This is a genomic window from Vibrio sp. G-C-1 (genome assembly GCF_021728015.1).
Lineage (GTDB): Bacteria > Pseudomonadota > Gammaproteobacteria > Enterobacterales > Vibrionaceae > Vibrio > Vibrio splendidus.
This window is the reverse complement of sequence record NZ_JAKKCR010000015.1, coordinates 1-25,627: the sequence shown is the minus strand read 5'-3', so window position 1 is coordinate 25,627 and position 25,627 is coordinate 1. Positions and strand designations below refer to the sequence as shown.

Annotated in this window: 24 protein-coding genes and 1 riboswitch; of the genes, 10 read left to right on the top strand and 14 right to left on the bottom strand. The window is 43.7% G+C overall.

What is annotated here, in order from left to right; translation table 11 throughout:
* Positions 1-2 precede the first annotated feature (2 nt).
* Complete coding sequence (locus tag L3V36_RS19380) at positions 3-1,991, top strand: LTA synthase family protein (protein ID WP_102448472.1); 1,989 nt, start codon at positions 3-5, stop codon at positions 1,989-1,991.
* A gap of 33 nt (positions 1,992-2,024) precedes the next feature.
* Here the strand turns inward: L3V36_RS19380 and mutM are convergent, their stop codons facing one another.
* The 6 genes from mutM to radC form a co-directional block, all read right to left on the bottom strand.
* Complete coding sequence (gene mutM / locus L3V36_RS19375; protein ID WP_017093927.1) at positions 2,025-2,834, bottom strand: bifunctional DNA-formamidopyrimidine glycosylase/DNA-(apurinic or apyrimidinic site) lyase; 810 nt, start codon at positions 2,832-2,834, stop codon at positions 2,025-2,027.
* 2 nt (positions 2,835-2,836) lie between these two features.
* A complete protein-coding gene (locus L3V36_RS19370) occupies positions 2,837-3,406 on the bottom strand; it encodes a hypothetical protein (RefSeq protein ID WP_017093926.1) in 570 nt (189 codons plus the stop codon).
* A 69-nt stretch (positions 3,407-3,475) separates the two neighbouring features.
* Positions 3,476-5,005: a phosphoethanolamine transferase gene (locus tag L3V36_RS19365; RefSeq protein ID WP_017093925.1), complete on the bottom strand. Its 1,530-nt coding sequence runs from the start codon at positions 5,003-5,005 to the stop codon at positions 3,476-3,478.
* A 104-nt stretch (positions 5,006-5,109) separates the two neighbouring features.
* Positions 5,110-5,277: a 50S ribosomal protein L33 gene (rpmG, locus tag L3V36_RS19360; protein ID WP_002535344.1), complete on the bottom strand. Its 168-nt coding sequence runs from the start codon at positions 5,275-5,277 to the stop codon at positions 5,110-5,112.
* A 13-nt stretch (positions 5,278-5,290) separates the two neighbouring features.
* A complete protein-coding gene (rpmB, locus tag L3V36_RS19355; RefSeq protein ID WP_004728407.1) occupies positions 5,291-5,527 on the bottom strand; it encodes a 50S ribosomal protein L28 in 237 nt (78 codons plus the stop codon).
* Positions 5,528-5,819: 292 nt separating this feature from the next.
* The gene (gene radC / locus L3V36_RS19350; protein ID WP_026012282.1) at positions 5,820-6,494 is read right to left on the bottom strand and encodes a DNA repair protein RadC; all 675 of its coding nucleotides are present in this window, start codon (positions 6,492-6,494) and stop codon (positions 5,820-5,822) included.
* Between the two features lie 223 nt (positions 6,495-6,717).
* Here radC and coaBC point away from each other — a divergent pair, with 223 nt between their 5' ends.
* From coaBC to lpxL, 3 genes are all read left to right on the top strand, one after another.
* Positions 6,718-7,959 (top strand): bifunctional phosphopantothenoylcysteine decarboxylase/phosphopantothenate--cysteine ligase CoaBC, encoded by a 1,242-nt coding sequence (gene coaBC / locus L3V36_RS19345; RefSeq protein ID WP_102497573.1) that lies wholly within the window; start codon positions 6,718-6,720, stop codon positions 7,957-7,959.
* Positions 7,960-8,098: 139 nt separating this feature from the next.
* Positions 8,099-8,689 carry a nucleoid occlusion factor SlmA gene (gene slmA / locus L3V36_RS19340; RefSeq protein ID WP_016768952.1) on the top strand — a complete coding sequence of 197 codons (591 nt, stop codon included), beginning with the start codon at positions 8,099-8,101 and terminating at the stop codon, positions 8,687-8,689.
* A gap of 39 nt (positions 8,690-8,728) precedes the next feature.
* Positions 8,729-9,709, top strand: coding sequence for an LpxL/LpxP family Kdo(2)-lipid IV(A) lauroyl/palmitoleoyl acyltransferase (gene lpxL, locus L3V36_RS19335; protein ID WP_208775531.1), 981 nt, complete (start codon positions 8,729-8,731; stop codon positions 9,707-9,709).
* Between the two features lie 129 nt (positions 9,710-9,838).
* On the opposite strand, the gene pyrE is transcribed toward lpxL, so the two are convergent.
* Entirely contained in the window at positions 9,839-10,480 is a 642-nt protein-coding gene (gene pyrE / locus L3V36_RS19330) for an orotate phosphoribosyltransferase (RefSeq protein WP_004735727.1), read from the bottom strand.
* 215 nt (positions 10,481-10,695) lie between these two features.
* A complete protein-coding gene (gene rph, locus L3V36_RS19325) occupies positions 10,696-11,412 on the bottom strand; it encodes a ribonuclease PH (RefSeq protein WP_004735726.1) in 717 nt (238 codons plus the stop codon).
* Positions 11,413-11,695: 283 nt separating this feature from the next.
* Between rph and L3V36_RS19320 the strand changes: the two genes are divergently transcribed.
* The gene (locus L3V36_RS19320; RefSeq protein ID WP_004735725.1) at positions 11,696-12,562 is read left to right on the top strand and encodes a YicC/YloC family endoribonuclease; all 867 of its coding nucleotides are present in this window, start codon (positions 11,696-11,698) and stop codon (positions 12,560-12,562) included.
* Between the two features lie 329 nt (positions 12,563-12,891).
* On the opposite strand, the gene L3V36_RS19315 is transcribed toward L3V36_RS19320, so the two are convergent.
* The 5 genes from L3V36_RS19315 to L3V36_RS19295 all read right to left on the bottom strand — a co-directional run bounded on the left by L3V36_RS19315 (position 12,892) and on the right by L3V36_RS19295 (position 16,574).
* Positions 12,892-13,104 carry a cold-shock protein gene (locus L3V36_RS19315; RefSeq protein WP_004735656.1) on the bottom strand — a complete coding sequence of 71 codons (213 nt, stop codon included), beginning with the start codon at positions 13,102-13,104 and terminating at the stop codon, positions 12,892-12,894.
* Between the two features lie 470 nt (positions 13,105-13,574).
* Positions 13,575-14,207, bottom strand: a complete 633-nt coding sequence (locus tag L3V36_RS19310; protein WP_017093622.1) for an alternative oxidase — start codon at positions 14,205-14,207, stop codon at positions 13,575-13,577.
* 212 nt (positions 14,208-14,419) lie between these two features.
* Positions 14,420-14,845, bottom strand: a complete 426-nt coding sequence (locus L3V36_RS19305; protein ID WP_017079068.1) for a phosphate-starvation-inducible PsiE family protein — start codon at positions 14,843-14,845, stop codon at positions 14,420-14,422.
* A gap of 419 nt (positions 14,846-15,264) precedes the next feature.
* Entirely contained in the window at positions 15,265-15,759 is a 495-nt protein-coding gene (locus tag L3V36_RS19300; RefSeq protein WP_208775530.1) for a hypothetical protein, read from the bottom strand.
* The gene (locus L3V36_RS19295; RefSeq protein ID WP_017079066.1) at positions 15,750-16,574 is read right to left on the bottom strand and encodes a winged helix-turn-helix domain-containing protein; all 825 of its coding nucleotides are present in this window, start codon (positions 16,572-16,574) and stop codon (positions 15,750-15,752) included. Before L3V36_RS19295 ends, L3V36_RS19300 begins: the two co-directional genes overlap by 10 nt.
* A gap of 309 nt (positions 16,575-16,883) precedes the next feature.
* Here L3V36_RS19295 and L3V36_RS19290 point away from each other — a divergent pair, with 309 nt between their 5' ends.
* A complete protein-coding gene (locus L3V36_RS19290; RefSeq protein WP_017086946.1) occupies positions 16,884-17,453 on the top strand; it encodes a porin family protein in 570 nt (189 codons plus the stop codon).
* A 225-nt stretch (positions 17,454-17,678) separates the two neighbouring features.
* Here L3V36_RS19290 and L3V36_RS19285 read toward each other — a convergent pair whose 3' ends face one another.
* Complete coding sequence (locus tag L3V36_RS19285) at positions 17,679-19,049, bottom strand: NCS2 family permease (RefSeq protein WP_065106070.1); 1,371 nt, start codon at positions 19,047-19,049, stop codon at positions 17,679-17,681.
* Between the two features lie 58 nt (positions 19,050-19,107).
* Positions 19,108-19,207: riboswitch (purine riboswitch) on the bottom strand.
* A gap of 347 nt (positions 19,208-19,554) precedes the next feature.
* Here L3V36_RS19285 and gmk point away from each other — a divergent pair.
* The 4 genes from gmk to recG all read left to right on the top strand — a co-directional run bounded on the left by gmk (position 19,555) and on the right by recG (position 25,451).
* On the top strand, positions 19,555-20,178 hold the full coding sequence (gene gmk, locus L3V36_RS19280) for a guanylate kinase (protein ID WP_004735650.1): 624 nt from the start codon (positions 19,555-19,557) through the stop codon (positions 20,176-20,178).
* A 292-nt stretch (positions 20,179-20,470) separates the two neighbouring features.
* Entirely contained in the window at positions 20,471-20,743 is a 273-nt protein-coding gene (gene rpoZ, locus L3V36_RS19275; RefSeq protein ID WP_004735648.1) for a DNA-directed RNA polymerase subunit omega, read from the top strand.
* Positions 20,744-20,788: 45 nt separating this feature from the next.
* Entirely contained in the window at positions 20,789-22,915 is a 2,127-nt protein-coding gene (gene spoT / locus L3V36_RS19270; RefSeq protein ID WP_004735646.1) for a bifunctional GTP diphosphokinase/guanosine-3',5'-bis pyrophosphate 3'-pyrophosphohydrolase, read from the top strand.
* 457 nt (positions 22,916-23,372) lie between these two features.
* Positions 23,373-25,451, top strand: coding sequence for an ATP-dependent DNA helicase RecG (recG, locus tag L3V36_RS19265; RefSeq protein ID WP_208775528.1), 2,079 nt, complete (start codon positions 23,373-23,375; stop codon positions 25,449-25,451).
* The last annotated feature ends 176 nt before the right edge of the window (positions 25,452-25,627 follow it).

Sequence of the window (25,627 nt, the reverse complement as noted above, 5' to 3'; positions counted from 1 at the left end):
TTATGTTTCAAGACAACATCAAAAAGCTCACTCGTATTATTTGGATACAAGTTGCTTTATTCACTATTTTTGCGTCACTGTTTAGACAAGTTTTCACTTTTTTAATTGGTGATGTCACTGAAATATATCAAGTCATCCCTGACTATATTCAATCAATTGTCATTGGATTGAGATTTGATTTAAGGGTTGCGACAATAGCCTTTGCACCATTATTCTTACTAGGGCTAATTCTATCAGGCACAAAACCATTTAAAATAGTTAATAAAATAATTCCAATTTATTCGTTTGTTATATATTTCTTAGGAATATCTGTATCTATTGGTAATTATTATTACTATAAAACATACAGCAATCACTTCGATATCTTCATGTTTGGTCTTGTTGAAGATGATACTTCAGCCGTATTATTAACAATGTGGCAAGATTACCCAATCATCATCACGTCGTTAATCTCACTATTAACCACTATTACGCTCTTAAAAATAACGCTATTTGTTTGGGAACGTTTAGATACGAAAACGTGGCCGAAGCAAAGAGGTTGGGTTACAGCTCTAACCTTGTTCGTTACCATCGCGGCTTATTTTGTGTTAGCTAGAGGCTCTATAGGGACATTTCCACTCAAACAATACCACGCTAATGTTTCCAATTACGAAGTTCTCAATAAAGTCACACCCAATGCTTTTTTAGCATTAGACTGGGCAAGAAGCGAGCATAAAAGAAGCGCAAGTTTTACAGCGGTAAAAAGAGCGGATCTCGAAGAAAAAGTACACCAAGTTCTTGGTCAGGACGAACCAATTTATCATACGGATAAAAACGACTACCTTGAAAGCAACAAACCTAACGTTGTGTTTGCTCTCATGGAAAGTATGGGGACAAACTTACTTGTTGAAGACAACGGAAAAACAACCGATCTATTGGGTTCACTAAGACCGCATTACGAGAACGATTTTAGCTTTGAGCGATTTTTGCCCGGTACAGGCGGAACCATTAACAGTATCGTCATGATGTTATTTCATAGTAACGTGAACTCAATAAGCCACGGCAAAGAACAGAACACCCCATTACCAGGCTCAGCATTCCTACCTTATAAAAAAGCTGGATATAAAGTTATATACATTACCGGAGGTAGCCCATTATGGCGCAATCTCAAGTATTACATGCCGGTACAAGGGGTTGATGAATTTTATTCGGAAGAAGATATCTACGAAGCGTTCCCTGAATCAGTTGAATACGCTAGCACATGGGGTGCGGCTGATGAATTTACATTTAAGCTTGCTGAAAAACTGCTCAAAGAAAATACACAGCCCGTTATGGTGATGATACAGACACAAACCAATCATCCTCCTTACCAAATTCCAAGCAACTATACTCCAGGTTCTATTGAAGTGAGTGAGTATGCTATGAAGAAAATGTCCTTGAGTGAAGAAAACTCAAAGAAGATCTATGAAACATACCAATACTCTTCTAATGCACTTGGTGACTTTATTAGTGACATTAAAGACAGTGAATTGAATAGTAATACTATTATTTCAGCTTCTGGTGATCACCGCTTGCGCAACTACTCGATCTCTTATCCAAAGGATCTAGGAGTCGCTCATGCTGTACCTTTTTATCTCTATGTCCCTCAAGAGATTTTATTGCACTCCAAATATCGTTACCAAGAAAATCGTATCGGTTCTCATCGAGATATTTTTCCTACACTGTATAGTTTCAGTCTATCAAACGCAGAATATACATCTCTGGGAGGTAGAAACCTACTAGCAGATAAAGACGTCTCATCCCCATACGCGTACACAAGCGGAGTAACCTTTACACCACTGGGCGTATCCCATAGCACAGATTCTAAAGCGATTTACCCTTGGAAGCATGAATCTAACCTTGCTGTTGAAAGGGCAGCGATACCAAACCCAACGCCTAATATTGATGTAGAACATTCAAAGTTACAGACATTGTTCATCAATTCGCAAATGAGAGGCTTTAGAGCTCAATAATAAAAGTAAAAGGGGAGCACAATGCTCCCCTTTTTAACTTTGGCACTCTTCACAAAAAAACGTGTTCCGCTGCCCTATTTTTAACTCTTGGATTAGAGCTTCACAGTTAGGGCACTTTTCACCGGCTTTCCCATAAACTTGCAGTTCTTGAGCGAAATACCCCGGCTTGCCATCTGCTTGCGCGAAATCTTTTAAAGTAGTGCCACCTTGTTTGATAGCAGTCGCAAGCACCTCTTTAATCTCTTGAGTTAACAAGACCCACTCGGCTTGAGTTATCTTATTAGCAGGGCGAAGTGGATGAATTCGTGAAGAAAATAGTGCTTCATTGGCGTAGATATTTCCCACACCGACCACCACTTTGTTGTCCATAATGAACTGTTTTACGGCCACTTTACGTTTTGAGGCTTTTTCAGCGATGTAGTCAGCATTGAAATCGTCAGTTAATGGTTCTGGACCCGACCCAAGTAACACAGGATGGACTTCATTAGGTGCCGACCACAGCCAAGCGCCAAAACGTCGTGGATCGTTGTAGCGTAATACTTTGCCATTGGTGAGTTTGAGATCCACGTGATCGTGCTTTGCTGCAGGAAAGTCAGCATCTAGCACACGCAGTGAGCCAGACATACCGAGGTGAACAATAGCAGTACCAGTATCTGTCTCAATCAATAGATACTTTGCGCGACGCGAGATAGAGCGAATCACCTGCCCTTCTAACTGCTTAAGCTCTTGAGGGATATCCCAGCGCAGCTTAGGCGTGCGAAAAGTCAGATTTTTAATCGTCTCACCAACTAAATGAGGCGAGATCCCCATTCGGCTTACTTCAACTTCGGGTAATTCAGGCATAGTTAGTCGTCCGATTTAGGTGGTCTGTCTGATATAGATAGCTTGTCTGATTTAAATGACTGGTCTGAGCCAAAGCTTGGAAACAAGTAGCTCTCTTCAATAGACACCGCCAACCACTGATCATTCCAGTTTTTTAGCAGCCAGAACTGAGGCAGTTGATAATAGGTAATGCGTTGTGGTTCTTCTTGATCTTGATACCACACCTCGATGGTGTGCGGGGTATTCAGTTGTGGTGAGAGGTCGGTATAGGTTTGAGAATCGACTTCGGTACCCACAAGCTCTTTCCATCGCTGCGACAACTCTTGTGCATTGGTAGTTTGAGGAAGTGTTGTATCTTTAAATTGATAAACCCAATGATCGTCTTCTAGCACAGCTGACCAATTAGCAAAGTGCAAAGCTTCAAGCTCAGCTGCTGGATTTAAAAGATAAGGGTAAGGGCTACTTACTGGGGAGGCAGGCTCGACAAGATAGATTTTTATTACTGTTGGTAGGTTTAGAATTCCAATAAAAGCAATAATACCGATACAAAGGTAGTAATTCCAGCGTCGACGATGTGATACCCTTTTTTTCATTGCTGATTCTCCATACAACCCTTTCTAAAAGGAAGCTACTTGTAATAACTCCCTTAATAACCAATAGTATTATTTTATCGGATCTTCGTTTAGTGATTGAAAATCAACGATTTCCCCCTCACCATTATTAACAATCGCTTTGTCATCTACTTCAGAAAAAAATGAATTCATCTTATCCAACTTCACCGTTGAAATCCCCATGACTTCAGAAATTCCTTTCAACACTGAAAAGCCATTACGCCTTGGTGTCATAATATGGCGCTCATCAAAATTTGAGCCTGTAATAAACAAAGGAACTTCATAAGCTTGTTTTACCAAAGGGTCATGACGTAAATTCTTACCACCTTCTCTATGGCCTAAACCATGGTCGGAAAGGTATATCAAATTATAATCAATAGGCTGTTGCTTCGCGTAGTCATTAATGTTGCTTAACAATGAATCCGTTTGCTTAATCGATTGAATGTAGCAAGAAATTTTACTTCCGTTAAAGGAAAAATCCACATCACCTTCAACTCTGTCACAAAACCCAGGATGAGACCCGATCAGGTGGACAACAATTAGCTTCGAATTTTGGTTTTCGGATAAGGCTGAACGAACTTCCGGTAATAGCGCAGAGTCATACACATTAGAGTCTCGAAAACTTCCACTTCGCGTAAATGAAAGATTGTCAGCATAACTCGCAATCATGCTAATCCCTGTATCAAACTCTCCCATCCTACCTTGATTAGATATCCAGTAGGTCTCTATACCAGCAGTACTAGCGAGTGTATTGATATTATTGTTTAACTCAATATTAATACCATCCCCCAACGTAATGAATCTCATAACGGAAGTAAATGTATTTGGCCCAGCTGATAAGAAATCAAGCCATAACTGACCAACAGAATGTGACATAAATGGAGTATTATTTGCTTCAAAGCCATAAGCATTCATATAATCTTTACGAACACTTTCACCAATAACCAGAATAGTGTTTTGTGGTGCATCGTTCTCTTTAGTGATAACCCACGTCGACGCTACTTCTCTTTGAGATTGTATCTGTTTGTTGTATTCGTGATACTTATCATAAGAATCATACCAATCGAAAATAAATCTAGCTGGCGCATATCTCATATAAGAGATTGTTTTGTATACATAGTCATCGCTAATATTTCTGTCAATCATGGTTCGAATGGGTTTATCAAATAGTAGAAAACTAAATACAACAACTAAAAAAATGTTCAATTTTTTGGAACTAACTTTTGGAACAAAATGAAAAAGGAACAAGGTACTGCCTGTGAACAGTATAGCTATCAATATTGCAAGCCAGTCAGTATCTTTTGCGAATTCAATAGCTTCAGAAACATTTGTTTCACTCAAGGCTGAAATTATGGTCAAGTTAGGGTGACCATAATTTAAAGAAACCGGTATGTACAAGGCAGAGACAAGGACTATAAAGACAAATACCCACTTACCGAAATTCATGCTTTTCAAACAAAAAATAGTAATTGCCAATAAGATCAAACTATCAACTTTATTTTCATAACCAAGTGCAGTATTGAGCATTAAAGCTAAAATAATCAAAATACCAACTCTTACCATGATGAGTACTACATTCATCGATACAAACTCCAAAAATCTGAAAATTGGGCATAAAAAAACCCAGCTATAAGCTGGGTTTTTAATTTATTCTTCTATAAAAGAAGAGACAAAGGGGCTATCAATTACTTGATTTTAGCTTCTTTGTACATAACGTGCTGGCGAACTACTGGATCAAACTTTTTGATCTCAAATTTGCCTGGCATGTTACGCTTGTTCTTGTCAGTTGTGTAGAAGTGACCAGTTCCAGCAGAAGATACTAGACGGATTTTCTCACGAATGCCTTTAGCCATTGCTTAATTCCTCTTAAACGTTTTCGCCACGTGCACGGATATCAACAAGAACAGCATCGATGCCTTTCTTATCAATAATACGCATGCCTTTAGCAGTTAGACGTAGTTTAACAAAACGTTTTTCGCTCTCTACCCAGAAACGGTGAGTTTGTAGGTTCGGCAGAAAACGACGCTTGGTAGCATTGCGTGCGTGTGAACGGTTATTACCCGTTACTGGACGCTTACCAGTTACTTGACATACTCGGGACATGAATGTCTCTCCAAATCGTTTCAGCTCGATATCAACCTTGGTGGCCGAACCTCTCTATCAATTCTGAAAATAGAGGTAAAAACCATAATGGAAAATCCATTCAAGGCTATCAAAGGTCGCGTATTATACTAACTTGACATGCATTGCTCAAGACCCGAACAGATCCTTTTTAAGGATTTCGTGATCTTTTTTTGAACAGGGCAGCTATTTGAGTAATCAGAGCTGATTTAAGGTTCTAAAATGTGGGCGGAATGATAGCAGATTTAACGCAACTAACAACCTAAAATGTGATTCAAATCCATCCGCGTTCTGCAAAAGAGATAACTTCGCCATCTCCAACCACAAAATGGTCGAGAATTCGGATGTCCACCAGCGCCAATGCGTCGGTTAATCTGCGTGTAATTCGCCTATCTGCTTGGCTTGGCTCCGCAACACCAGAAGGATGGTTGTGCGCTAGGATTAATGCTGCTGCATTATGATGAAGTGCCCGTTTCACTACTTCTCTAGGGTAAACTGATGCGGCATCGATGGTTCCTTCAAACATCACTTCATCCTTTATTACCCTGTTTTGATTATCTAGGAACAAGATATAGAAGGCTTCTCGCTGGCGATCGCGCAATATACTCGAAAGATACAACTTGGTATGGCTTGGGCTAGTGAGTGCATCGCCTCGAGATAAAGTTTCGGCCAAATAACGTTGCGTCATCTCTAAAACGGCCTGCAATTGGACATATTTCGCCTGCCCCATCCCTTTATGAGCACAAAACTCAGTCTCGGTTGCAGAAAAAAGTTGGCGCAACGAACCAAAATCTTTGATCAACTTGTCAGAAAGCTCTAAAACGTTCATTCCTTGTGTGCCCGTTCGAAGAAATATCGCTAACAACTCCGCATCACTTAAAGAATCTGGCCCTCGACTCAGTAACTTTTCTCTTGGCATCGACTCAACAGGCATCTTACTTATAGGCATATAAAGGCTATTTAGGGTCATGAATACAACCCGTCAGCTTAATAAGCTTGCAACCAGAGATCCTTTGATAAAGAGAAAAGGAAACGAGTCACTAGCAAAAACGTGTAATTGATAAGTTTGATAACACCAATTTGATGAGCATCAAGTCTGTTCGAATTCTGCTTCTAGGCACTAATCCTTTGTTCTGATATCGTAAGTCCCAGAGAAATTAAGGAACAGAATCATGCAAACATTGGTTAATCAACTGGATAACGCTGACCTACAAGGCCTAGCTGGGAAAAAAATCCTACTTGGCATTAGTGGTGGTATCGCTGCGTATAAATGTGCCGAACTGACTCGACGCTTAATTGAACGTGGGGCGCAAGTACAAGTCGTGATGACGAATGCAGCCAAGGAGTTCATCACTCCTCTCACCATGCAAGCCGTCTCTGGAAGGCCAGTGTCTGATAGTTTGCTTGATCCTGCTGCTGAGGCTTCCATGGGGCACATCGAACTGGCGAAATGGGCTGACCTAGTCTTATTAGCACCCGCCACCGCAGATCTTATTGCTCGCATGACGGCAGGTATGGGTAACGACTTACTGACCACTTTGGTTTTAGCAACCGATGCGCCAGTTGCGGTATCCCCAGCCATGAACCAACAGATGTACAGCCACCCAGCGACTCAAGAGAACATCGCGACGCTAAAACGTCGAGGCTGTGAAATCTGGGGCCCTGCCGCAGGCGAACAAGCGTGTGGTGATGTCGGCATGGGTCGTATGCTAGAACCAATGCAGCTCGTGCACCGTTGCGAAGACTTCTTCCAACCTAAGCCGCTTGCTGGCCGTTCGGTGTTGATTACTGCGGGTCCAACTCGTGAAGCCATCGACCCGGTGCGTTACATTACTAACCATAGCTCAGGCAAGATGGGCTATGCACTGGCTGAAGCGGCCGCTAAACAAGGTGCAACAGTGACTCTAATCAGTGGCCCTGTTTCACTTGCGACGCCAAACAAGGTCAATCGCATTGATATCGACAGCGCACAACAGATGTTTGATGCCGTTACTGCCAACGCAGCTCAACACGATATTTTCATCAGCTGCGCCGCGGTGGCCGATTACCGCCCTGAGACCATTGCAGACCAAAAGCTTAAAAAGGTCGATGGTAAAGACGACATGACCATTCAAATGGTTAAGAACCCAGACATTGTCGCTTCTGTCGCCTCAATGTCCGAAGGTCGCCCATTTACTGTTGGCTTCGCTGCAGAAACCCAAGATGTTGAGAAGTACGCGCGCGGCAAACTGGAAAGAAAGAACCTCGATATGATTTGCGCCAATGACGTTTCTGTCGAAGGCCAAGGCTTCAATAGCAGCAGTAATGAATTGCACCTTTATTGGAAAGACGGTGATAAATCTCTGCCGCTGGATAGCAAAGACACACTTGGTTTCCAGATCCTCGATCAGATCCAACAGCTTATTGGTGCATAAACGCACAAATTTGCTCTGACAATCTGCTGACACCTCTCGATTCTGTTGACCTAGGGCTCACAAAACTAGGAAACAGAATTGAATGGTGTTTATAATCCTGCTTCACTCAATCCTCATCTTTAGGAAAGGAAGTAAATAGATGGCTGGTACTCGAAAATCAAACCGTCGTGAAGAAATCCTACAAGCTCTCGCACAAATGTTGGAATCGACCGAAGGTGCTTCTCGTATCACAACGGTAAAGTTGGCCAAGCAAGTCGGCGTATCTGAAGCTGCGCTCTACCGCCACTTCCCAAGCAAAGCTCGCATGTTTGAAGGCCTGATCGAGTTCATTGAAGAAGCGTTGATGTCTCGAATCAACCGTATTCTAGATGAAGAGAAAGACACTCTTGAGCGTATTCGCTTAGTCATGCAGCTTATCTTGGTCTTTTCTGAGCGTAACCCTGGATTGACTCGTATTTTGTCGGGTCATGCTCTAATGTTTGAAAATGAACGCCTGCGTGAACGCATCAATCAGCTTTTTGAGCGTATTGAAACTCAGCTTCGACAAATCCTGCGTGAAAGAAAGCTTCGTGAAGGGAAATCGTTCCCGGTTGATGAGAAGATCTTAGCGGCTCAACTGCTCGGTCAGGTTGAAGGCAGCTTGAATCGATTTGTACGTTCTGACTTCAAATATCAACCGACAGAAAACTTTGATGCTTATTGGGCACTGCTGAGCGCTCAGATTAAGTAGCAATCAAATTAAGTAGCAATCAAATCTTAAGTGATGGTTATGACGACGAAAACTTCTCCGACAAACAGTACGGCACAACACGTTATTACTAAGCCACCTTTTACTCTGGCACTACTCCACCCTAAATACTGGGGAGTGTGGTTCGGTTTTGGGCTATTGGCGCTTATCGTTAATGTTCTCCCTTACCGTATATTATTACTGCTAGGTCGTTCATTGGGCTCTCTTGGGGCTCGCTATGGTAAAAAACGCGTAGCGGTCGCAACACGTAACTTGGAGCTCGCCTTCCCAGATAAGCCTGCTGATGAAGTCGCTGCCATGGTCAGTGAGAACTTTAAGAATACTGGTATGGCGCTGATCGAAACCGGCATTACATGGTTCTGGCCGACGTGGCGTTTCAAAAGAATCCTAGTGGATAAAGACACCCAAACGCTGCGTACACACAAAGCCAACGGTAAAGGTGTTCTTTTGTGCTGTGTGCATGCCTTGAACCTAGAGATCACTGCGCGAGCAATGGCCGTTCTTGGTATTTCTGGTTTAGGGGTTTACCGCCCACACAACAACCCAGCTTATGAATTCATTCAATACCGTGGTCGTACTCAGAACGGCAACCGTCTTATCCACCGTAAAGACGTGAAGCGTATGATTCGAATCCTGCGTCAGGGTGAGATCCTTTTCTATCTGCCTGATCATGATTACGGCCGTAACAAGTCTGTGTTCGTGCCTTTCTTCGCTGTAGAAGATGCATGTACCACAACAGGTACCAGTATTCTGGCTTACACCAGCCGATGCGCACTTGTTCCGGGTTCTGGTTTTAGAAATACCGATGGCAAATATGAGATCATGGCCGATGAATCGATCGAAGATGACTATCCACGCAAAGATGAGAAAGCCGCGGCCGCTTATCTAAACCGTTATCTTGAGAAAATTATCTTACGAGCGCCAGAGCAATGGATGTGGCTGCACAAGCGCTTCAAAACCATGGAAGACCCAGAAATTGAGCGCGGCATTCGTTATAAATAGATAAGAAAGCAGCTCACCTCAATAGAAAAGTAAAAGGCCCGAAAGAGTTATCTCTCTCGGGCCTTTTTACTTTTTCGATTCTTAACCTAGAGCGCTAAACCATCAGGTTCAACTTCTTCAGTTTACGAATTAGATACCATATTGAGCGCGGTACGCTTTTACAGATTCAAGATGTGCTGCGTCGGTGCCTTTCTCTTCAAGGAAAGTCACAAGGTCAGTCAGGCTAACGATTGAGATAATCGCACAACCGAAGTCACGCTCTACTTCTTGAATCGCAGACAACTCACCTTTGCCTTTCTCTTGACGGTCGATAGCAACAAGCACACCCGCTAAGTCAGCACCGTTTGCTTGGATGATTTCCATCGACTCACGAATCGCAGTACCTGCAGTGATCACGTCATCCACTAGCATGATGCGACCTTCAAGTTCGCTACCCACTAGGTTGCCACCTTCACCGTGGTTCTTCGCTTCTTTACGGTTGAAGCAGTAAGGCGTGTCCACATCGTGGTGATCAGCAAGTGCAACCGCTGTTGTCGTTGCAATTGGGATGCCTTTGTACGCAGGACCAAATAGTACGTCGAACTCAATACCTGAATCTGCCAATGCTGCTGCGTAGAAGCGACCTAAACGCGCTAAGTCACGACCTGTATTAAACAATCCAGCATTGAAGAAGTAAGGGCTCTTACGGCCAGACTTTAAAGTAAACTCACCAAACTTAAGTACTTCTTTCTCTAGTGCAAATTCAATAAATTCACGTTGATATGCTTTCATGTTTTTCCTCTACGTTTATCCAATAAAACTTAATTAACTTAAACTCTTCTTAGTATCTTCTAAGTAGTCGTGTTTTCCGCTAGGCAACAAGCTTACGAAACCCGTGAGCTTACGAGTAGTAAGTGATTCGGGTGAGTAAGCGCAGTTAACAACGCGGAGGGCGCGAATACGAAGAAGATAAAAAAATAGCCCCCAATGTGGGAGCTATCTAGAAACTAGTCGGCCAACGCAGCTTTCTGCGCTTCGACGATATCGGTAATGCCCTTATTCGCCAGGGCTAAAAGCTGCATCAGCTCTTCGTGGCTGAACGGTTCGCCTTCTGCGGTGCCTTGAATCTCAATCATCTTACCGTCTTCCGTCATTACAACGTTCATGTCGGTATCAGCTGCTGAGTCTTCAACGTACTCAAGGTCACACAGTGCTTGTGCACCAACGATGCCCACTGAAACTGCCGCTACGTGGCCTTTCATTGGGTTCTTTTTCAGTTTACCGCTTGCAAGTAAGCTGTTGATAGCATCAGCCATTGCAACGCTTGCACCTGAGATAGAAGCAGTACGAGTACCGCCGTCTGCTTGGATAACATCACAATCGACAGTGATCATGATTTCACCCATTACTTTCAGGTCAACAACAGCACGTAGGCTGCGAGCGATCAGACGTTGGATTTCCATCGTACGACCACCTTGCTTGCCGCTCGCCGCTTCACGACGGTTACGAGTGTGCGTTGCACGTGGCAGCATGCCGTATTCAGCCGTTACCCAACCCTTTCCTTGGCCTTTTAACCAACGCGGTACGTTTTCTTCTACCGTCGCATTACATAGAACTTTAGTGTTGCCGAACTCAACTAATACAGAACCTTCAGCATAAGCTGTGTAGTTACGAGTAATTTTAATTGGACGAATTTGATCTACAGCGCGGTCATTTGGACGCATTGGTATCTACCTTATTAACAGTCTGAAGTGATTTACTATCGAAAGAGTGCATCACCTAAGAAAGGGGTGAGACAGTTTTGATTGGGGCAAGATTATATAGCAGTTTATCTTTCAAATCTATTTACCATTCAAAGCGACTTACGACTTAAAGCGACTTACGACTCAAAGATACCTACCGTGAAAGGCTATTTATCGCGGAAAAGCGACAGGCTTCGGGTGCACCCCGTATCGTGATACTATGCGTGCGCGTTATTTTCAGAATGATAAAAGACAGGAAAATTCGATGATTTATAGTATGACCGCGTACGCACGCAAAGAAGTAAAAGGCGATTGGGGTACAGCAGTATGGGAAATCCGTAGTGTAAACCAACGCTACCTTGAAACTTACTTCCGTATGCCTGAACAGTTCCGTGGTTTAGAGCCGATCTTGCGTGAGCGTTTCCGTAAGCGTCTAGCTCGCGGCAAGGTTGAATGTAACCTACGCTTCGAAGCAAACCCAGCAGCAAAAGGTGAGCTAAGCATAAACGAAGGTTTGGCTCAGCAAGTAATCAATGCGGCGAACCAAGTAATGACGATGACTGGCGAAGACAGCCGTTTGAACCCATTCCAAGTCATGAATTGGCCTGGTGTGATGGAAACGCCAGAGCAAGACATGGATGCCATCAACAAAGACCTGCTAGAAGCATTCAACGATGCCATCGCAGAGTTCATTGATGCTCGTGCTCGTGAAGGTGAGAACATGAAGGCGCTAATCGTACAGCGCTTAGATGCAATCACTGAAGAAGTAGTGAAAGTTCGTGCACGTATGCCTGAGATCCTAGAGTGGCAACGTGAGCGTCTTCTTACCAAATTTGAAGATGCTAAAATTGAACTTGAAGGTTCTCGTGTTGAGCAAGAACTTATCCTACTTGCGCAGAAGTCAGACGTAGCAGAAGAGCTAGACCGTTTAGACTCTCACGTGAAAGAAGCAAATGTCGTACTGAAGAAAGGTGGCGCTTGTGGCCGTAAGCTAGACTTCATGATGCAAGAGTTCAACCGTGAGTCAAACACACTAGCGTCTAAGTCTATCAGCACAGACATAACAGCATCAGGCGTAGAGCTTAAAGTTCTTATCGAACAGATGCGTGAGCAGATCCAGAACATTGAATAACAGTTTGTCAGTAACACGCTGTGAATAGCCATTAGCTGAATCAGTGTTGATTAACTAACAGTGTTGATTAGATCAAGATAAGCTCCTAGTTTTAGGGGCTTTTTTTATGGATACAATAATGACAATCAGGATGAGTAAGTTGAGCAGGTTGTTACGCAGGAGATTTGTTTGGATCAAGAGATAGATACAGCTATAGATAAAACAGAGAAGCAGATATAACAAAGGATTTTAGAATATTTTGAGGGGGTATTACAGGTGGAACTAGAGGGGAAAGATTTAAGGGAGAAAGTGACGCAAGTTGCTAATGCAACTTGCGTCGACTTAAAATCTTATAGAGCTACAACGTTTGCAGCTTGAAGACCTTTTTGGCCTTGCTCTACTTCGAAAGACACTTGTTGGCCTTCTTTAAGAGTCTTGAAACCTTCAGAAGCGATAGCACGGAAGTGAACGAATACGTCAGCGCCGCCGTTGTCTTGAGTTAGGAAACCGAAACCTTTCTCTTCGTTAAACCATTTTACTACGCCGTTTGTTTTGTTAGACATGATGTGTCCCTTATATAAAAATAAAAAATTAATCGCCAAAAGTGCGATGCGCTGAAAGCTTGAATTATTTAATGTATCTATGAAGCCAAGGGAAACACTGAGAATAACAATGAAGCAATACTAAGGGTTTTACTTTACAACTGATGTTTCATTTAATAACTCTGAAAACAGAGCGAGGCCATTCTTGGTGATCTGGGTCGGGTTGTAAAGCTTTATTTGAAAATAATTGATGTTTTTTTGTTCGGTTGGCTTAAATTACAGCCCTACTACGCCATTAAGCTCATTTATAACGCTTTGATCTTAAGAAATTTACTCATAGTACGACTTTCTAAGCACTCCCCCTCAGGTAAGTCCGTATTTCTAGTATCCATAGAAAAGCTCAACCCCATCCCAGGTTTGAACCAGTAATTAAGACGACCTTATTTTCTGGTTGTTGAGCTTTATTTGTCATAATTATGTCTTTTTGATGATTAGCACTGATGATCGGGTAAGTCTTGGGTTTTATAGAGATCGGCAATGTCGTGATTCTTATCTCTATGTTTAGCTTCATCTTCCCTAATGCAGAAAAGCACATCCAAAAACGTAGCATTCTCGGGTAAGCGATAATATTTAATCGCAATTTCAGGAGCGGGATGATTGGGCAACGTGCCATCTTGAATTTTCGAGATATATTCGGAGTAACTATTACAAGCTTCCTCTTCAAAATACCCAACGATCCTATGCGCGGTTTTAGATGAGACTAAGTAGATCACGCCATAGATGAGTAGAAAGATGAACTGTAATAGCATCACTAAAATGCGTTCTATAATGGACGGGTTGGTAACGGTAAGGAAAATCATCAAATGCATCCGTTCATTATCCGCTTCGTCCAGTAGCTCTTTGATCCAACCACCATCGTCTTTCATGCGGCGCAGAGCTTTGAGGTGGTTGAACACTCCCGCCACCATGCCCGGCACCGCCGCTATGGTTTCCAACAACATGGCTCGTTTGGCTAAGTGTTTTCCATAAAACAAGTTAAGTGTCTTTTTGAGAAGTCGAGTAACAAGAAGTGCAACCTTTTCGGAGAATATTTCAGGTTTATAATGAGTGCTTTCAAAATGCATAGCGTGTTCCTTATATGAGTCTAATACTTACTAATCAACATTCATGCCAAGACACAAAGCCTTATACAGCAAGGAAAAAACAACACTAAGAGTCTTATTGACAACGCAATAAACATAACAAAATAGACATCTTTATGTCTTTTAGACACATTAAGAGCAATAAAAAACCCAGCAACATGGCTGGGCTCTTATTAACTTATAACCTGATTGATTTACTCATCCGGCTGCTTGGTTCTTAAATCGACATATGGCCAATAATGGTGCCCAACACGAATCAAGAGTGTTGCTGCGGCCAAGATAAATGCCGCTAAAGATAACCAAACGATCAATACCGCATCAAGTTCTTTCATGCCCAAAGTGATGTAACGAGCAATTGCCATCATCGCGATGTAGATTGGGTATCGCACTGGGATCTTACCGTTCATCACAAACTGCTGAACCATTGCCAACACTTCTAAATAGATAAACATCAGCAGAATGTCGGTCAATTGCACTCGGCGTTCAGCGAAGACATGCATGAACTCTTCGACCATCGCAAACAAGGTCGCCAGTGTGATCGCCACCAGCAATACCGCTTCCATAATGTGGAATACTTTTAAAAACGGCTTACTAAAAGATTTAGGTAAGTTAGAAGGCATAGTCACTCTTCAAAAAATAATTAATCCAGTCTCTACAATAGCATGCATCAATATAAGTCGCGTACTGTCAAAGCATCGACTTGGGGATAACGCTATCAATTCATCGGTAACCACCAGGAAGAAGCAAAGGTAAGAAATAACAGATACAAAAATGGCCCCACATTCACTGCAGAGCCATCTGTTTGTCTTTTACTTAGCGACTTTTATAGTGGCTAATTGGTAGTGGTTAATTAGCCTTAAAGCAGAATCAGGTAAGTTAAGAACACCACACACAGGCCGTAGATAAGCGGGTGTACTTCTTTATACAAACCAAAACCAAAACCAAAACAACTAAAAATAACTCAATTAAGTTAAGTACCTAAGTTTGAAAGTGTCATAATAGTACACGCTGATGTCGGAGTGACTATGATTCAAAATCGTCATTTGGAATAGCAGATATGATTCCTCTCTTCTGCATGCCCTTTACTGAACAAAAACAACTGGTCACCTTTCACTTTATACATCAGTTCAATTTTAGCTCTTACCAGAGCATCCATGTCGCGAACAAAGATCTCATTGTCAGTTGGCTTTAGGTTCCAGTCGATATGTTGATAGGCAACCGATAGGAGACCATTCTCAGCAATGTAATTTGCTTCATAATAGACTTCGTAGGGCTTGGTTTCTCCGACAAGTGTCTGAACATAACCTTTCTGGAAAATCAGCAAACTGTCATTTGAGGTAAACTCTAAAATAGAGCGATCAGCGATCTCTTGATAGTGACGATACCCTTGCGAAACAAACCCCTCATCAAGCTGAACACATGCCCAACGACTACCCGCTAACTGTTGTTGATCAAACTTCCACTGATACAACGCCACACCGATGACACAGGTAGCAAGCGCAATATTGAAAACGATGATCGATTTTATCCGCATATTGCTCGAGCCCTCCTAATTGCTTTCACCACCGTCTCTGATATTTCATCAATACTCACCGAATGATTCACGTAGCTTGCGTTCTTGCTGCCGTGTTTCGCAAATGCAAAAGTTTTAATCATATAAACGTCGTCGTCATAAGCAGACTCTGCGATTCGCAGATACATATCCGCATGACAAGTTGGAAACGATTGAGTCGCTAACTCATATGCGAGCAGTCGACCGTCACTTATTAAATAAGCACTGTCATAAAGATAAAAATCGGTCACGCCAATCTGAAAATGTTGATACTCACTAGGCTGGAGAAACTGTGGCTTTCGGATAAAAGGCTTAGTAAAAAAAACGAACACCAAACAGGCTAGCAGCAATACCGTTACAAACCCATGCCAAGAATACATGTTCATTTTCAAGGTAGGGGCAAGCTTAAGGCCCACCTCTTCTAAGACGATTTCTTGCTCTTGGCTAACCCGAATTGCTCGGTTTCCTATTTTCTTAATCGGCTCTTTGCCACTGTGGATGTTCAGAACATAGCCAATTTTGCTGACTGTTTTCAAGGTGACATCGCGCGCGCCCAACTGCTCGAAGTTTTTCCTTAAACCTGAAATGACATTAGTGATCGCTTGGTCAGTGACTAATGCGCCCCCCCAACACGTTTCAAATAGTCGTTCACGAGTAACGTGAGCACCCTGGTTTTCAAGTAACAAGCTCAACACTGCATATGGAAGCGGGCGTAATTGAATACATTCACCATCGACATTCGATAAGGTTAGAGTCGTTGGATCGAGAATCAAATTGGAAAAACAGACTCTATGCATACACTCACTATTACCGAAATTAGGGCTCACGTAACCAAAAAAACACACGCGTGAAGAACTGGATCCTACCATTACCAAGTCAACTGCGTAAGCATTGAGTACAATCCATCTACCTAAAGCAAAAGTTCCTACAGAAAAAATACAACATCAAATATATCAATGAATTATGTAATAAAGATAAAAACATATAAAAGGAAAACCATCAATAAACCGACAACTCATGAAGTTTATATGAATTCCATCTTTAGTTTTATATTGCCATTGAACACATAATGCACACCACTTTTTATCCCCGATGAGATGAATCTAATGAAAAAAGCAGTGATCCTTCTGGCAGCATTTTCTGCCTTTGCCGGTGCCCAAGAGCAAGCAGTTGAGAAAGACGTATCTGGCTTTTACCTAGGTGGTGGTTTTGGTACCACAACTTACGATGACGATGCCGCGTTCTCTACACTAGAAACAAAATACTCAACGCTTAAGTTGATTGGTGGCTATCAATTTAACCGCATTGTTGGCGTTGAAACACAGTTCACCAAATACAGTAATATAACAGCACCAGGCTTGTCAGGTTATGCTATCGAGACAGCAGGCATATCGATTGCTGCAAACCTTGGCTACACCTTTGATAGCGGTTGGCGTCCATTTGGTACCATAGGTCTAACGCAGCTTTCATTTGATGTTGATGGCTATGGTAGCGAAGATGAAACAGCATTGCGTTTGGGTGCAGGTGTAGAATACACACCAGCAAGCCTTGAGAACTTAAACTTCCGTGTGGCTTACGAAGTTGATACCTTCAACGTTGATACTGGCAACTGGTTATACAATGATGTGACCGTCCAGCTTGGTAGCTTCTACGCTGGCGCAACGTACAAATTCTGATAACGAACACTTCGTTGGCTAGTAAACGTAAAGAGGCGACCACGGTCGCCCTTTTTAGATGAACATCAGCAGAATGGCGGTAAGTTGAACTCAACGTTCAGCAAAAACGAGCATAAATTTAAGAAACAACAGATAAAAAAATGGCCCCACATTTACTGCAGAGCCATCTGTTTGTCTTTTACTTAGCGACTTTTATAGTGGCTAATTGGTGGTGGCTAATTAGCCTTAAAGAAGAATCAGGTAAGTTAAGAACACCACACACAAGCCGTAGATAAGCGGATGTACTTCTTTGCGCTTACCTGCCACAACCATCGTGAATGCGTAGCTGATGAAGCCCATCGCCATACCGTTTGCTGGAGAGAAGCTTAGAACGGTGAACATGATGGTGAAGAAAGCTGCAATGCGTGACTCTTTCTTTTCCCAGTTAATCTGACCAAGACGACCCACCATGTAGATGCCTACCACTACCATCGCAGGCGCGACCATTGCCGCTGAGAAGATAGAGAAGATTGGGTATAGGAATAGAGAAACAAGGAATAAGCCAGCCACCATAACTGCCGCTAAGCCTGTTTTCGCACCTTGAGAAGAAGCAATACCCGATTCAGAGAACGCAGTGATCGATGTGGTACCGAGAATCGAACCAATCACCGTACCGCCTGCATCTGCCACTAGTGCCGATTTTGCATTTGGCACCTTACCGTCTTTATCGATGATGCCCGCATCGCGGCCCACACCAACAATCGTGCTCAAGCCATCGAAGAAATCGACAATCAGGAAGATAAGTACGATGAACAACAAATCGAACATTTTCTCAGGGGTGAAAGCTGAGAAATCAAAGATCGCACCGAAGCTGCCCGCCATACTTGGTGGCATAGAAACGAATTGGTCTGGGATTGGTGCGTTTGATGTACCTAAGAACACATCAGCCAAAATCGTCAATGCAATCGCTGAAACAAACGAGATAAACGTTGCCAGCTTAATGTCACGAACCATACAGCCCAGAGCGATGAAGATACTCACATAAGCGATAACCACTTGTGGGTCTGAGATGTCACCTAAGCCAACCAGTACAAACGGGTTAGAAACAATGATGCCTGCATTCTTAAGGCCTAAGAAAGCAATGAATAAGCCGAGAGATACGGTAATCGCTAGCTTCAAATCTTCAGGAATTGATTCAATCATCGACTTACGGATATTGGTCAACGAGAAAGCGAGATAAAGGATACCGGATAGGAAGATACCAAATAGCGCTTCATTCCAAAGTACCGCCACAGAACCGCTTAACAGTAGACCTTTGAAGAATCCGTTCATACTCATGCCCGGAGCCAGCATGACTGGGTAGTTACCCCAAATACCCATGATAAGCGTTGCGATAGCAGCAGAAAGAGCGGTAGCCGTAAAGACTGCCCCTTTGTCCATCCCCGGGATGCCCCCCAGAATTGCTGGGTTAACCGCCAAGATATAACTCATCGCTAAGAAGGTAATAAAACCTGCGTATAGCTCAGTGCTGATCGTGGTCTTTCTCTCTGAGAGTTTGAACAGGGTATCAAGCGAGCCAGACGTTTTCTGGGCTTTCAGGGTGGAGTCGGTATTCACAACAAAACCTATGTAATAAATTAAGAAATTTGAGATTCAAATGCTGTGAGAATAGAGGGGTCTCTACACTAAAAACTGTAGTCACCAAGGTAGGCTCGGTAGTAGAAACATCTAGTCCATATCACTAGATATATACAGCATTTAATCGTTTGCGCGGATTGTAAGGATTGAGATTAAAACTTCAACAAATTTTGTCGAGATCACATAAAAAAGTGAAGATAACGAGTCATTGCAGTTATACAAAGATCCTTGAAAAGATCATTCGCTGATAAATAACGATCAAGCCAGTTGTTCTCAATCATCTAAATATGCTACTCTTCGCCTCCATTTTTCTGACCTAATTTTCACCAGTTGCACCTATTAGTTTCACTCGTTATCTCTTTATAGATGTAACCACCGGAACAATTAGTAGATGCACCACCGGAACAAAATTAGGGTCAGTGCTATCTTTTATAGTGTCGGTTTATCGCCTTCACTCAATCCAACCAACAGTGGAAATATACAGATGGGCATAGGTACTCTTTACATCGTATCTGCACCTAGTGGCGCAGGTAAATCGAGCTTGATCTCAGCAATGCTGGAAACCAATCCAACCTACGCAATGAAGGTATCTGTTTCACACACCACTCGCGGTATGCGCCCTGGTGAAGAGAATGGTGTTCACTACCACTTCGTAGAGAAACATCACTTTGAAGACCTGATTAAGAAAGGTGAGTTCCTAGAGTACGCTGAAGTGTTCGGCAACTACTACGGCACTTCACGTGTTTGGATTGAAGAAAACCTAAACCGCGGTATCGATGTATTCCTAGATATCGACTGGCAAGGTGCTCGTCAGATCCGTGAACAAATGCCTCAAGCGAAGAGTGTCTTCATTCTTCCACCATCAAATGGTGAGCTAGAGCGTCGTTTGAATGTTCGCGGTCAAGATAGCGACGAAGTTATTGCGAAACGCATGAGCGAAGCAAAATCTGAGATTTCTCACTATGCAGAATACGATTATGTGATCGTGAATGATGACTTTGATGCAGCCTTAATGGACTTCAGAGCAATCATTCGTGCGGAGCGCTTAAAAGAAGATAAGCAAGCAGCTAAATACAGCGGCATGCTTACAGCACTACTGGCGGAATGATCTCTGATACCAACCGTAGTAAATAACTGGTCATTCTAGCTTGTTAAAAAGCTCGATAACGGCGTTAAAATTTTTGATTATAGAACAGCTACTTATCGAAACTCTTTGTCGATTAGAGCTGCCTTGTTCTCAAACTTTTTTCCGGCGCTATCTCTGAGCACTTATTTACTGTGATTGGTATAACTGGATTTTCCATTGAGATAAGTATACGGTGAGCTAGAAAGTCTCTAGTTAAACTTGTATACTTTCTCGTCATATAAAATTTATTAGTTAATTACTATTTGGAGTCCTCATGGCACGCGTAACTGTTCAAGACGCTGTTGAAAAAGTTGGCAACCGTTTCGACCTAGTTCTTATTTCGGCTCGCCGCGCACGTCAAATGCAAACTGGCGGCAAAGATTCACTAGTGCCTGAAGAAAACGATAAGCCTACGGTTATCGCTCTTCGCGAAATCGAAGAAGGTCTTATCACTAAAGACGTACTAGATGCTCGTGAGCGTCAAGAGCAACAAGAGCAAGAAGCGGCTGAACTTGCAGCAGTAAGCAGCATCGCTCACACTCGCTGATAGAATCAACGTCATTCGAACTAATTAACCTTCCGGGCCTTTAATTTGTATCTATTCGATAGCCTCAAAGACGTTGCCCAAGAATACCTAACAGAGCCTCAAATTGAGGCTCTGCGTCAATCTTATGTGGTAGCGAGAAATGCCCATGAAGGGCAAACCCGTTCAACGGGTGAACCATACATAATCCACCCTGTTGCTGTTTCAAGAATCCTGGCAGAAATGCGTCTGGATATCGAAACTCTGCAAGCCGCACTACTCCACGATGTAATTGAAGATACTGAAGTTACAAAAGAGGAGCTAGAAGCTCAATTCGGCAATACCGTTGCTGAACTGGTTGATGGTGTATCTAAGCTGGATAAGCTTAAATTTCGTGATCGCAAAGAAGCGCAAGCAGAGAACTTCCGTAAGATGGTTCTCGCCATGGTGCAAGACATCCGCGTTATCTTGATCAAATTAGCTGACCGTACTCACAACATGCGTACGCTTGGGGCACTTCGTCCTGACAAAAAGCGTCGTATTGCTCGTGAAACTTTAGAGATCTATTCTCCGTTAGCTCACCGTCTTGGTATTCATAACATCAAGACCGAACTAGAAGAGTTGGGCTTCGAAGCCCTCTACCCTAACCGTTATCGCGTACTCAGAAATGTAGTGAAAGCTGCGCGTGGTAACCGTAAGGAAATGATCCAACGTATCCATAGCGAAATTGAAGGCCGTCTTGAAGAAGTCGGTTTGTCTGCTCGCGTCGTAGGTCGTGAAAAGAACTTGTTCTCAATCTATAACAAGATGAAAACCAAAGAACAGCGCTTTCACACCATTATGGATATCTACGCTTTCCGCGTAGTGGTTGATACCCCAGACACTTGTTATCGCGCACTTGGCCAGGCTCACAGCTTGTACAAGCCACGTCCGGGCCGCATGAAAGATTACATTGCGGTACCAAAAGCCAACGGCTACCAATCTCTTCATACGTCAATGATCGGCCCTCACGGGGTACCTGTAGAGGTTCAGATCCGTACCGAAGATATGGAGCAAATGGCCGATAAAGGCGTCGCGGCGCACTGGTCTTACAAAGGCAGTGGCTCACGTAGTAGCAATGGGACAACCGCACAGGTTAAAGCACAGCGTTGGATGCAGAGCTTACTTGAGCTGCAACAAAGCGCAGGTAACTCATTCGAATTCATTGAAAACGTTAAATCTGATCTGTTCCCAGATGAGATCTTCGTGTTCACGCCGAAAGGTCGCATCGTCGAACTTCCTGCGGGTGCAACAGCGGTCGATTTTGCTTACGCGGTACATACCGATGTGGGCAACATGTGTGTAGGTGCTCGTGTCGACATGAACCCTTACCCACTCAGTAAATCGCTGAAGAACGGTCAAACCATTGAGATCATCAGTGCTCCGGGCGCACGTCCAAATGCTGCATGGCTCAACTACGTGGTGACCTCACGCGCTCGTACTAAGATCCGTCAGGTTCTGAAGACCATGCGTCGTGAAGAGTCGATTACACTAGGCCGTCGTCTACTGAATCACGCACTTGGTGAACACTCTATTGCCGATATCGGCCAAGAGAACCTCGAGCATGTATTGTCTGACTTACGCCTAGAAAGCGTTGAAGACTTGCTAGCATCGATTGGTCTTGGCGAGCTGATGAGTATCGTCATTGCTCGTCGCCTACTGGGTGATGCTGACGAACTGACTGAAGTGAAAAACAACAGCGATGCGCCTAGGAAGAAACTAGCTATCCGCGGAGCTGAAGGTCTACTACTGACTTTTGCAAATTGTTGTCACCCGATCCCAGGCGATCACATCATTGCTCATGTATCTCCCGGTCGTGGTCTTGTGGTTCACCGCGAAACGTGTCCAAACGTTCGTGGCTACCAAAAAGAACCAGACAAATACATGGCGGTGGAATGGTCTGACGATTACGATCAAGAGTTCACAGCTGAACTTCAGATCGACATCCAGAACCACCAAGGTGCACTAGCAGAGTTAACGAACGTTATCTCGAAAACGGGCTCAAACATTCACGGTATTTCAACCGAAGAACGTGATGGACGCCTGTACACAGTGACTATCTTGCTGACAACCAAAGATCGTGTTCATCTTGCAAGTATTATGAAAAAGCTACGTGTGATGCCACACGCGCTGAAAGTAAAACGTCGTAAGAACTGATTTAAAAGCAGATAAATAAAGCAGATGAGAGATACGAGTCTCGAGATGCGAAGAGCAAAAGCTTTTCACCACCTCAACTCTTCGTATTTCGAGTCTGCTTTAATTTTTTGTACTGCCCTGTTTTCTGTATCCCCTTTTAGTACCCCGTTTACTCGCACCTCGTATCTGCCCTTATCTTTTCGTATCTCGTTCACCCGTATCCCGCATCTACTCTTATCTCTTCGAATCTCGTTTACCCGCATCCCGTATCTGCTCTTATTCCCTTCGCATCTAGCTTACTCGCATCCCGAATCTACTCTTATCTCTTCGTATCTCGTTTACCCGTACCCCGCATCTGCTCTTATTACCTTCGCATATCGTTCACTCTCATCCCTCATCTGCTTCTAAGCTTTACCCTGTACAAAAATCCAGTAAAATGCTTGAATAGATTATCTCTCTTACGTTTATGAGCCTTGTTATGTCACAGCTTTTATCTGCTATCCCTCTCAACTCTTTATCTGGAGTCGGCGCTAAAGTCGCAGAGAAACTAGAGAAGGTTGGGCTTAACAATGTACAAGACCTGCTGTTTCACCTACCTTTGCGCTATGAAGATCGAACGCGTATCTATCCAATCGTAAAACTGCATGCTGGTTTATGGGCAGCAGTACAAGGCAAGGTAATGCACGTCGATACCATTTTCGGTAAACGTAAGATGCTCGCAGTAAAGATCAGTGATGGTAATGGCACTATTACCCTACGTTTTTTCAACTTCACTGCAGGCATGAAGAATAACTTTGCCGAAGGCAAACAAGTCCATGCTTATGGTGAGATCAAGCGCGGTAATATGGGGCTTGAGATCGTCCACCCTGACTACAAATTCTTTGCGCCGAGGCAGCAGCCAGACGTTGAAGCCAATCTGACTCCGGTGTACCCAACCACCGAAGGGCTAAGACAAGTCACGCTGCGTAATCTTACCGATCAAGCTCTAGAGTTAATCGACAAGGCCGCAGTTAACGAACTTCTCCCATCCGGTTTATACGACCACCAAATAACACTCGCGCAAGCACTGCATACCATTCACAGGCCTCCTCCGGGCATTGACCTAGAGCTGTTTGATGAAGGTAAACACCCTGCGCAGCTGCGCCTGATTATGGAAGAGCTACTGGCGCAAAACCTATCGATGCTGTCTGTTCGTAGTAAAGGGCAGCAAGACAAAGCGATGCCTTTCCCTCCGGTAAGCACCCTCAAAGATAAGTTGTTAGCTCAACTTCCGTTTTCACCAACCAATGCTCAAGTAAGGGTGACTAAAGAGATCGAAGCCGACCTTGAAAAGCCACACCCTATGATGCGTTTAGTACAGGGTGATGTAGGTTCAGGTAAAACCTTAGTCGCCGCACTAGCAGCTGTTCGCGCACTCGAACATGGTCAACAAGTGGCACTGATGGCACCAACCGAGCTATTGGCAGAACAGCACGCGATTAACTTTGCTAACTGGTTTGAGGCGATGGGCATTCAAGTCGGTTGGCTGGCAGGTAAACTCAAAGGTAAGGCTCGTGAAACGGAACTAACACGTATTGCCAGCGGCGAAGCGCAAATGGTGGTCGGTACTCATGCGCTGTTCCAAGAGCATGTCGAGTTCAAAAACCTTGGTTTAGTGATCATTGATGAGCAACACCGATTTGGCGTCCACCAGCGATTAGAACTGCGTGAGAAAGGCGCAAAGCAAGGCTACTACCCCCATCAGTTGGTCATGACCGCTACCCCAATCCCACGAACGTTAGCAATGACGGCCTATGCCGACCTCGAAACTTCGATTATTGATGAACTGCCACCGGGGCGAACACCAATTCAAACCGTAGCGATTCCTGATACCAAGCGCGATGACATTGTTGAACGTGTGAAAAATGCTTGTCTCAATGAAGGCAAGCAAGCCTACTGGGTGTGTACGCTGATTGATGAATCGGAAGTACTGGAAGCTCAAGCTGCAGCTGATACCGCAGAAGAGCTGCAACGCAAACTGCCTGACGTAAAAATTGGTTTAGTCCATGGCCGTATGAAACCCGCCGAGAAACAAGCGGTGATGCGAGAGTTCAAAGAGAACAAGCTGCATCTATTGGTTGCGACAACCGTGATTGAAGTCGGTGTGGATGTACCGAATTCGAGCTTAATGATCATCGAGAACCCAGAACGTCTTGGCCTAGCGCAACTGCACCAACTGCGTGGCCGTGTTGGCCGAGGTTCGGTCGCAAGTCATTGTGTATTGTTGTATCACTCACCGCTGTCTAAAACCGCTCAGAAACGCCTAGGAGTGCTACGTGAAAGTAACGATGGCTTTGTGATTGCTCAGCGTGATTTAGAGATTCGTGGCCCCGGTGAATTGCTTGGTACCAAACAAACTGGCTTGGCTGATTTCAAGATCGCCGATCTAATTCGTGACCAACGTTTAATCCCAGAAGTGCAGCGTATTGCTCGTCATATTCACGATAGCTACCCAGACAATGCCAAGGCGATCATTAACCGTTGGTTGGGTGAACGCGATGTTTACTCTAAAGCTTAATTAGCCAAGTTACCATCGCCCAGAACGTAGAAAGGCTTCCCTTAAGGAATAATGCCGTTCGGATAAGCATTATTGCTTGAACCTGAACGGATATTTGGCTGGGACAAAGAGGACTGAACGTGGAAACGTTCGGTCCTTTCTTTTATCTGGAAGAATGAAGTGACTCAAACTGTCTC

Excerpts from the sequence above, each read along its gene's own strand:
- L3V36_RS19315 (WP_004735656.1), bottom strand. The coding sequence starts at position 13,104 with ATGTCTAACAAAACAAACGGCGTAGTAAAATGGTTTAACGAAGAGAAA.
- coaBC (WP_102497573.1), top strand. The coding sequence starts at position 6,718 with ATGCAAACATTGGTTAATCAACTGGATAACGCTGACCTACAAGGCCTA.
- rph (WP_004735726.1), bottom strand. The coding sequence starts at position 11,412 with ATGCGTCCAAATGACCGCGCTGTAGATCAAATTCGTCCAATTAAAATT.
- rpoZ (WP_004735648.1), top strand. The coding sequence starts at position 20,471 with ATGGCACGCGTAACTGTTCAAGACGCTGTTGAAAAAGTTGGCAACCGT.
- rpmG (WP_002535344.1), bottom strand. The coding sequence starts at position 5,277 with ATGGCTAAAGGCATTCGTGAGAAAATCCGTCTAGTATCTTCTGCTGGA.
- recG (WP_208775528.1), top strand. The coding sequence starts at position 23,373 with ATGTCACAGCTTTTATCTGCTATCCCTCTCAACTCTTTATCTGGAGTC.
- mutM (WP_017093927.1), bottom strand. The coding sequence starts at position 2,834 with ATGCCTGAATTACCCGAAGTTGAAGTAAGCCGAATGGGGATCTCGCCT.
- L3V36_RS19300 (WP_208775530.1), bottom strand. The coding sequence starts at position 15,759 with ATGCGGATAAAATCGATCATCGTTTTCAATATTGCGCTTGCTACCTGT.
- L3V36_RS19295 (WP_017079066.1), bottom strand. The coding sequence starts at position 16,574 with ATGCATAGAGTCTGTTTTTCCAATTTGATTCTCGATCCAACGACTCTA.
- L3V36_RS19320 (WP_004735725.1), top strand. The coding sequence starts at position 11,696 with ATGATTTATAGTATGACCGCGTACGCACGCAAAGAAGTAAAAGGCGAT.
- rpmB (WP_004728407.1), bottom strand. The coding sequence starts at position 5,527 with ATGTCCCGAGTATGTCAAGTAACTGGTAAGCGTCCAGTAACGGGTAAT.
- L3V36_RS19310 (WP_017093622.1), bottom strand. The coding sequence starts at position 14,207 with ATGCATTTTGAAAGCACTCATTATAAACCTGAAATATTCTCCGAAAAG.
- L3V36_RS19305 (WP_017079068.1), bottom strand. The coding sequence starts at position 14,845 with ATGCCTTCTAACTTACCTAAATCTTTTAGTAAGCCGTTTTTAAAAGTA.
- L3V36_RS19370 (WP_017093926.1), bottom strand. The coding sequence starts at position 3,406 with ATGAAAAAAAGGGTATCACATCGTCGACGCTGGAATTACTACCTTTGT.
- slmA (WP_016768952.1), top strand. The coding sequence starts at position 8,099 with ATGGCTGGTACTCGAAAATCAAACCGTCGTGAAGAAATCCTACAAGCT.
- L3V36_RS19365 (WP_017093925.1), bottom strand. The coding sequence starts at position 5,005 with ATGAATGTAGTACTCATCATGGTAAGAGTTGGTATTTTGATTATTTTA.
- pyrE (WP_004735727.1), bottom strand. The coding sequence starts at position 10,480 with ATGAAAGCATATCAACGTGAATTTATTGAATTTGCACTAGAGAAAGAA.
- L3V36_RS19380 (WP_102448472.1), top strand. The coding sequence starts at position 3 with ATGTTTCAAGACAACATCAAAAAGCTCACTCGTATTATTTGGATACAA.
- gmk (WP_004735650.1), top strand. The coding sequence starts at position 19,555 with ATGGGCATAGGTACTCTTTACATCGTATCTGCACCTAGTGGCGCAGGT.
- L3V36_RS19290 (WP_017086946.1), top strand. The coding sequence starts at position 16,884 with ATGAAAAAAGCAGTGATCCTTCTGGCAGCATTTTCTGCCTTTGCCGGT.
- lpxL (WP_208775531.1), top strand. The coding sequence starts at position 8,729 with ATGACGACGAAAACTTCTCCGACAAACAGTACGGCACAACACGTTATT.
- radC (WP_026012282.1), bottom strand. The coding sequence starts at position 6,494 with ATGCCTATAAGTAAGATGCCTGTTGAGTCGATGCCAAGAGAAAAGTTA.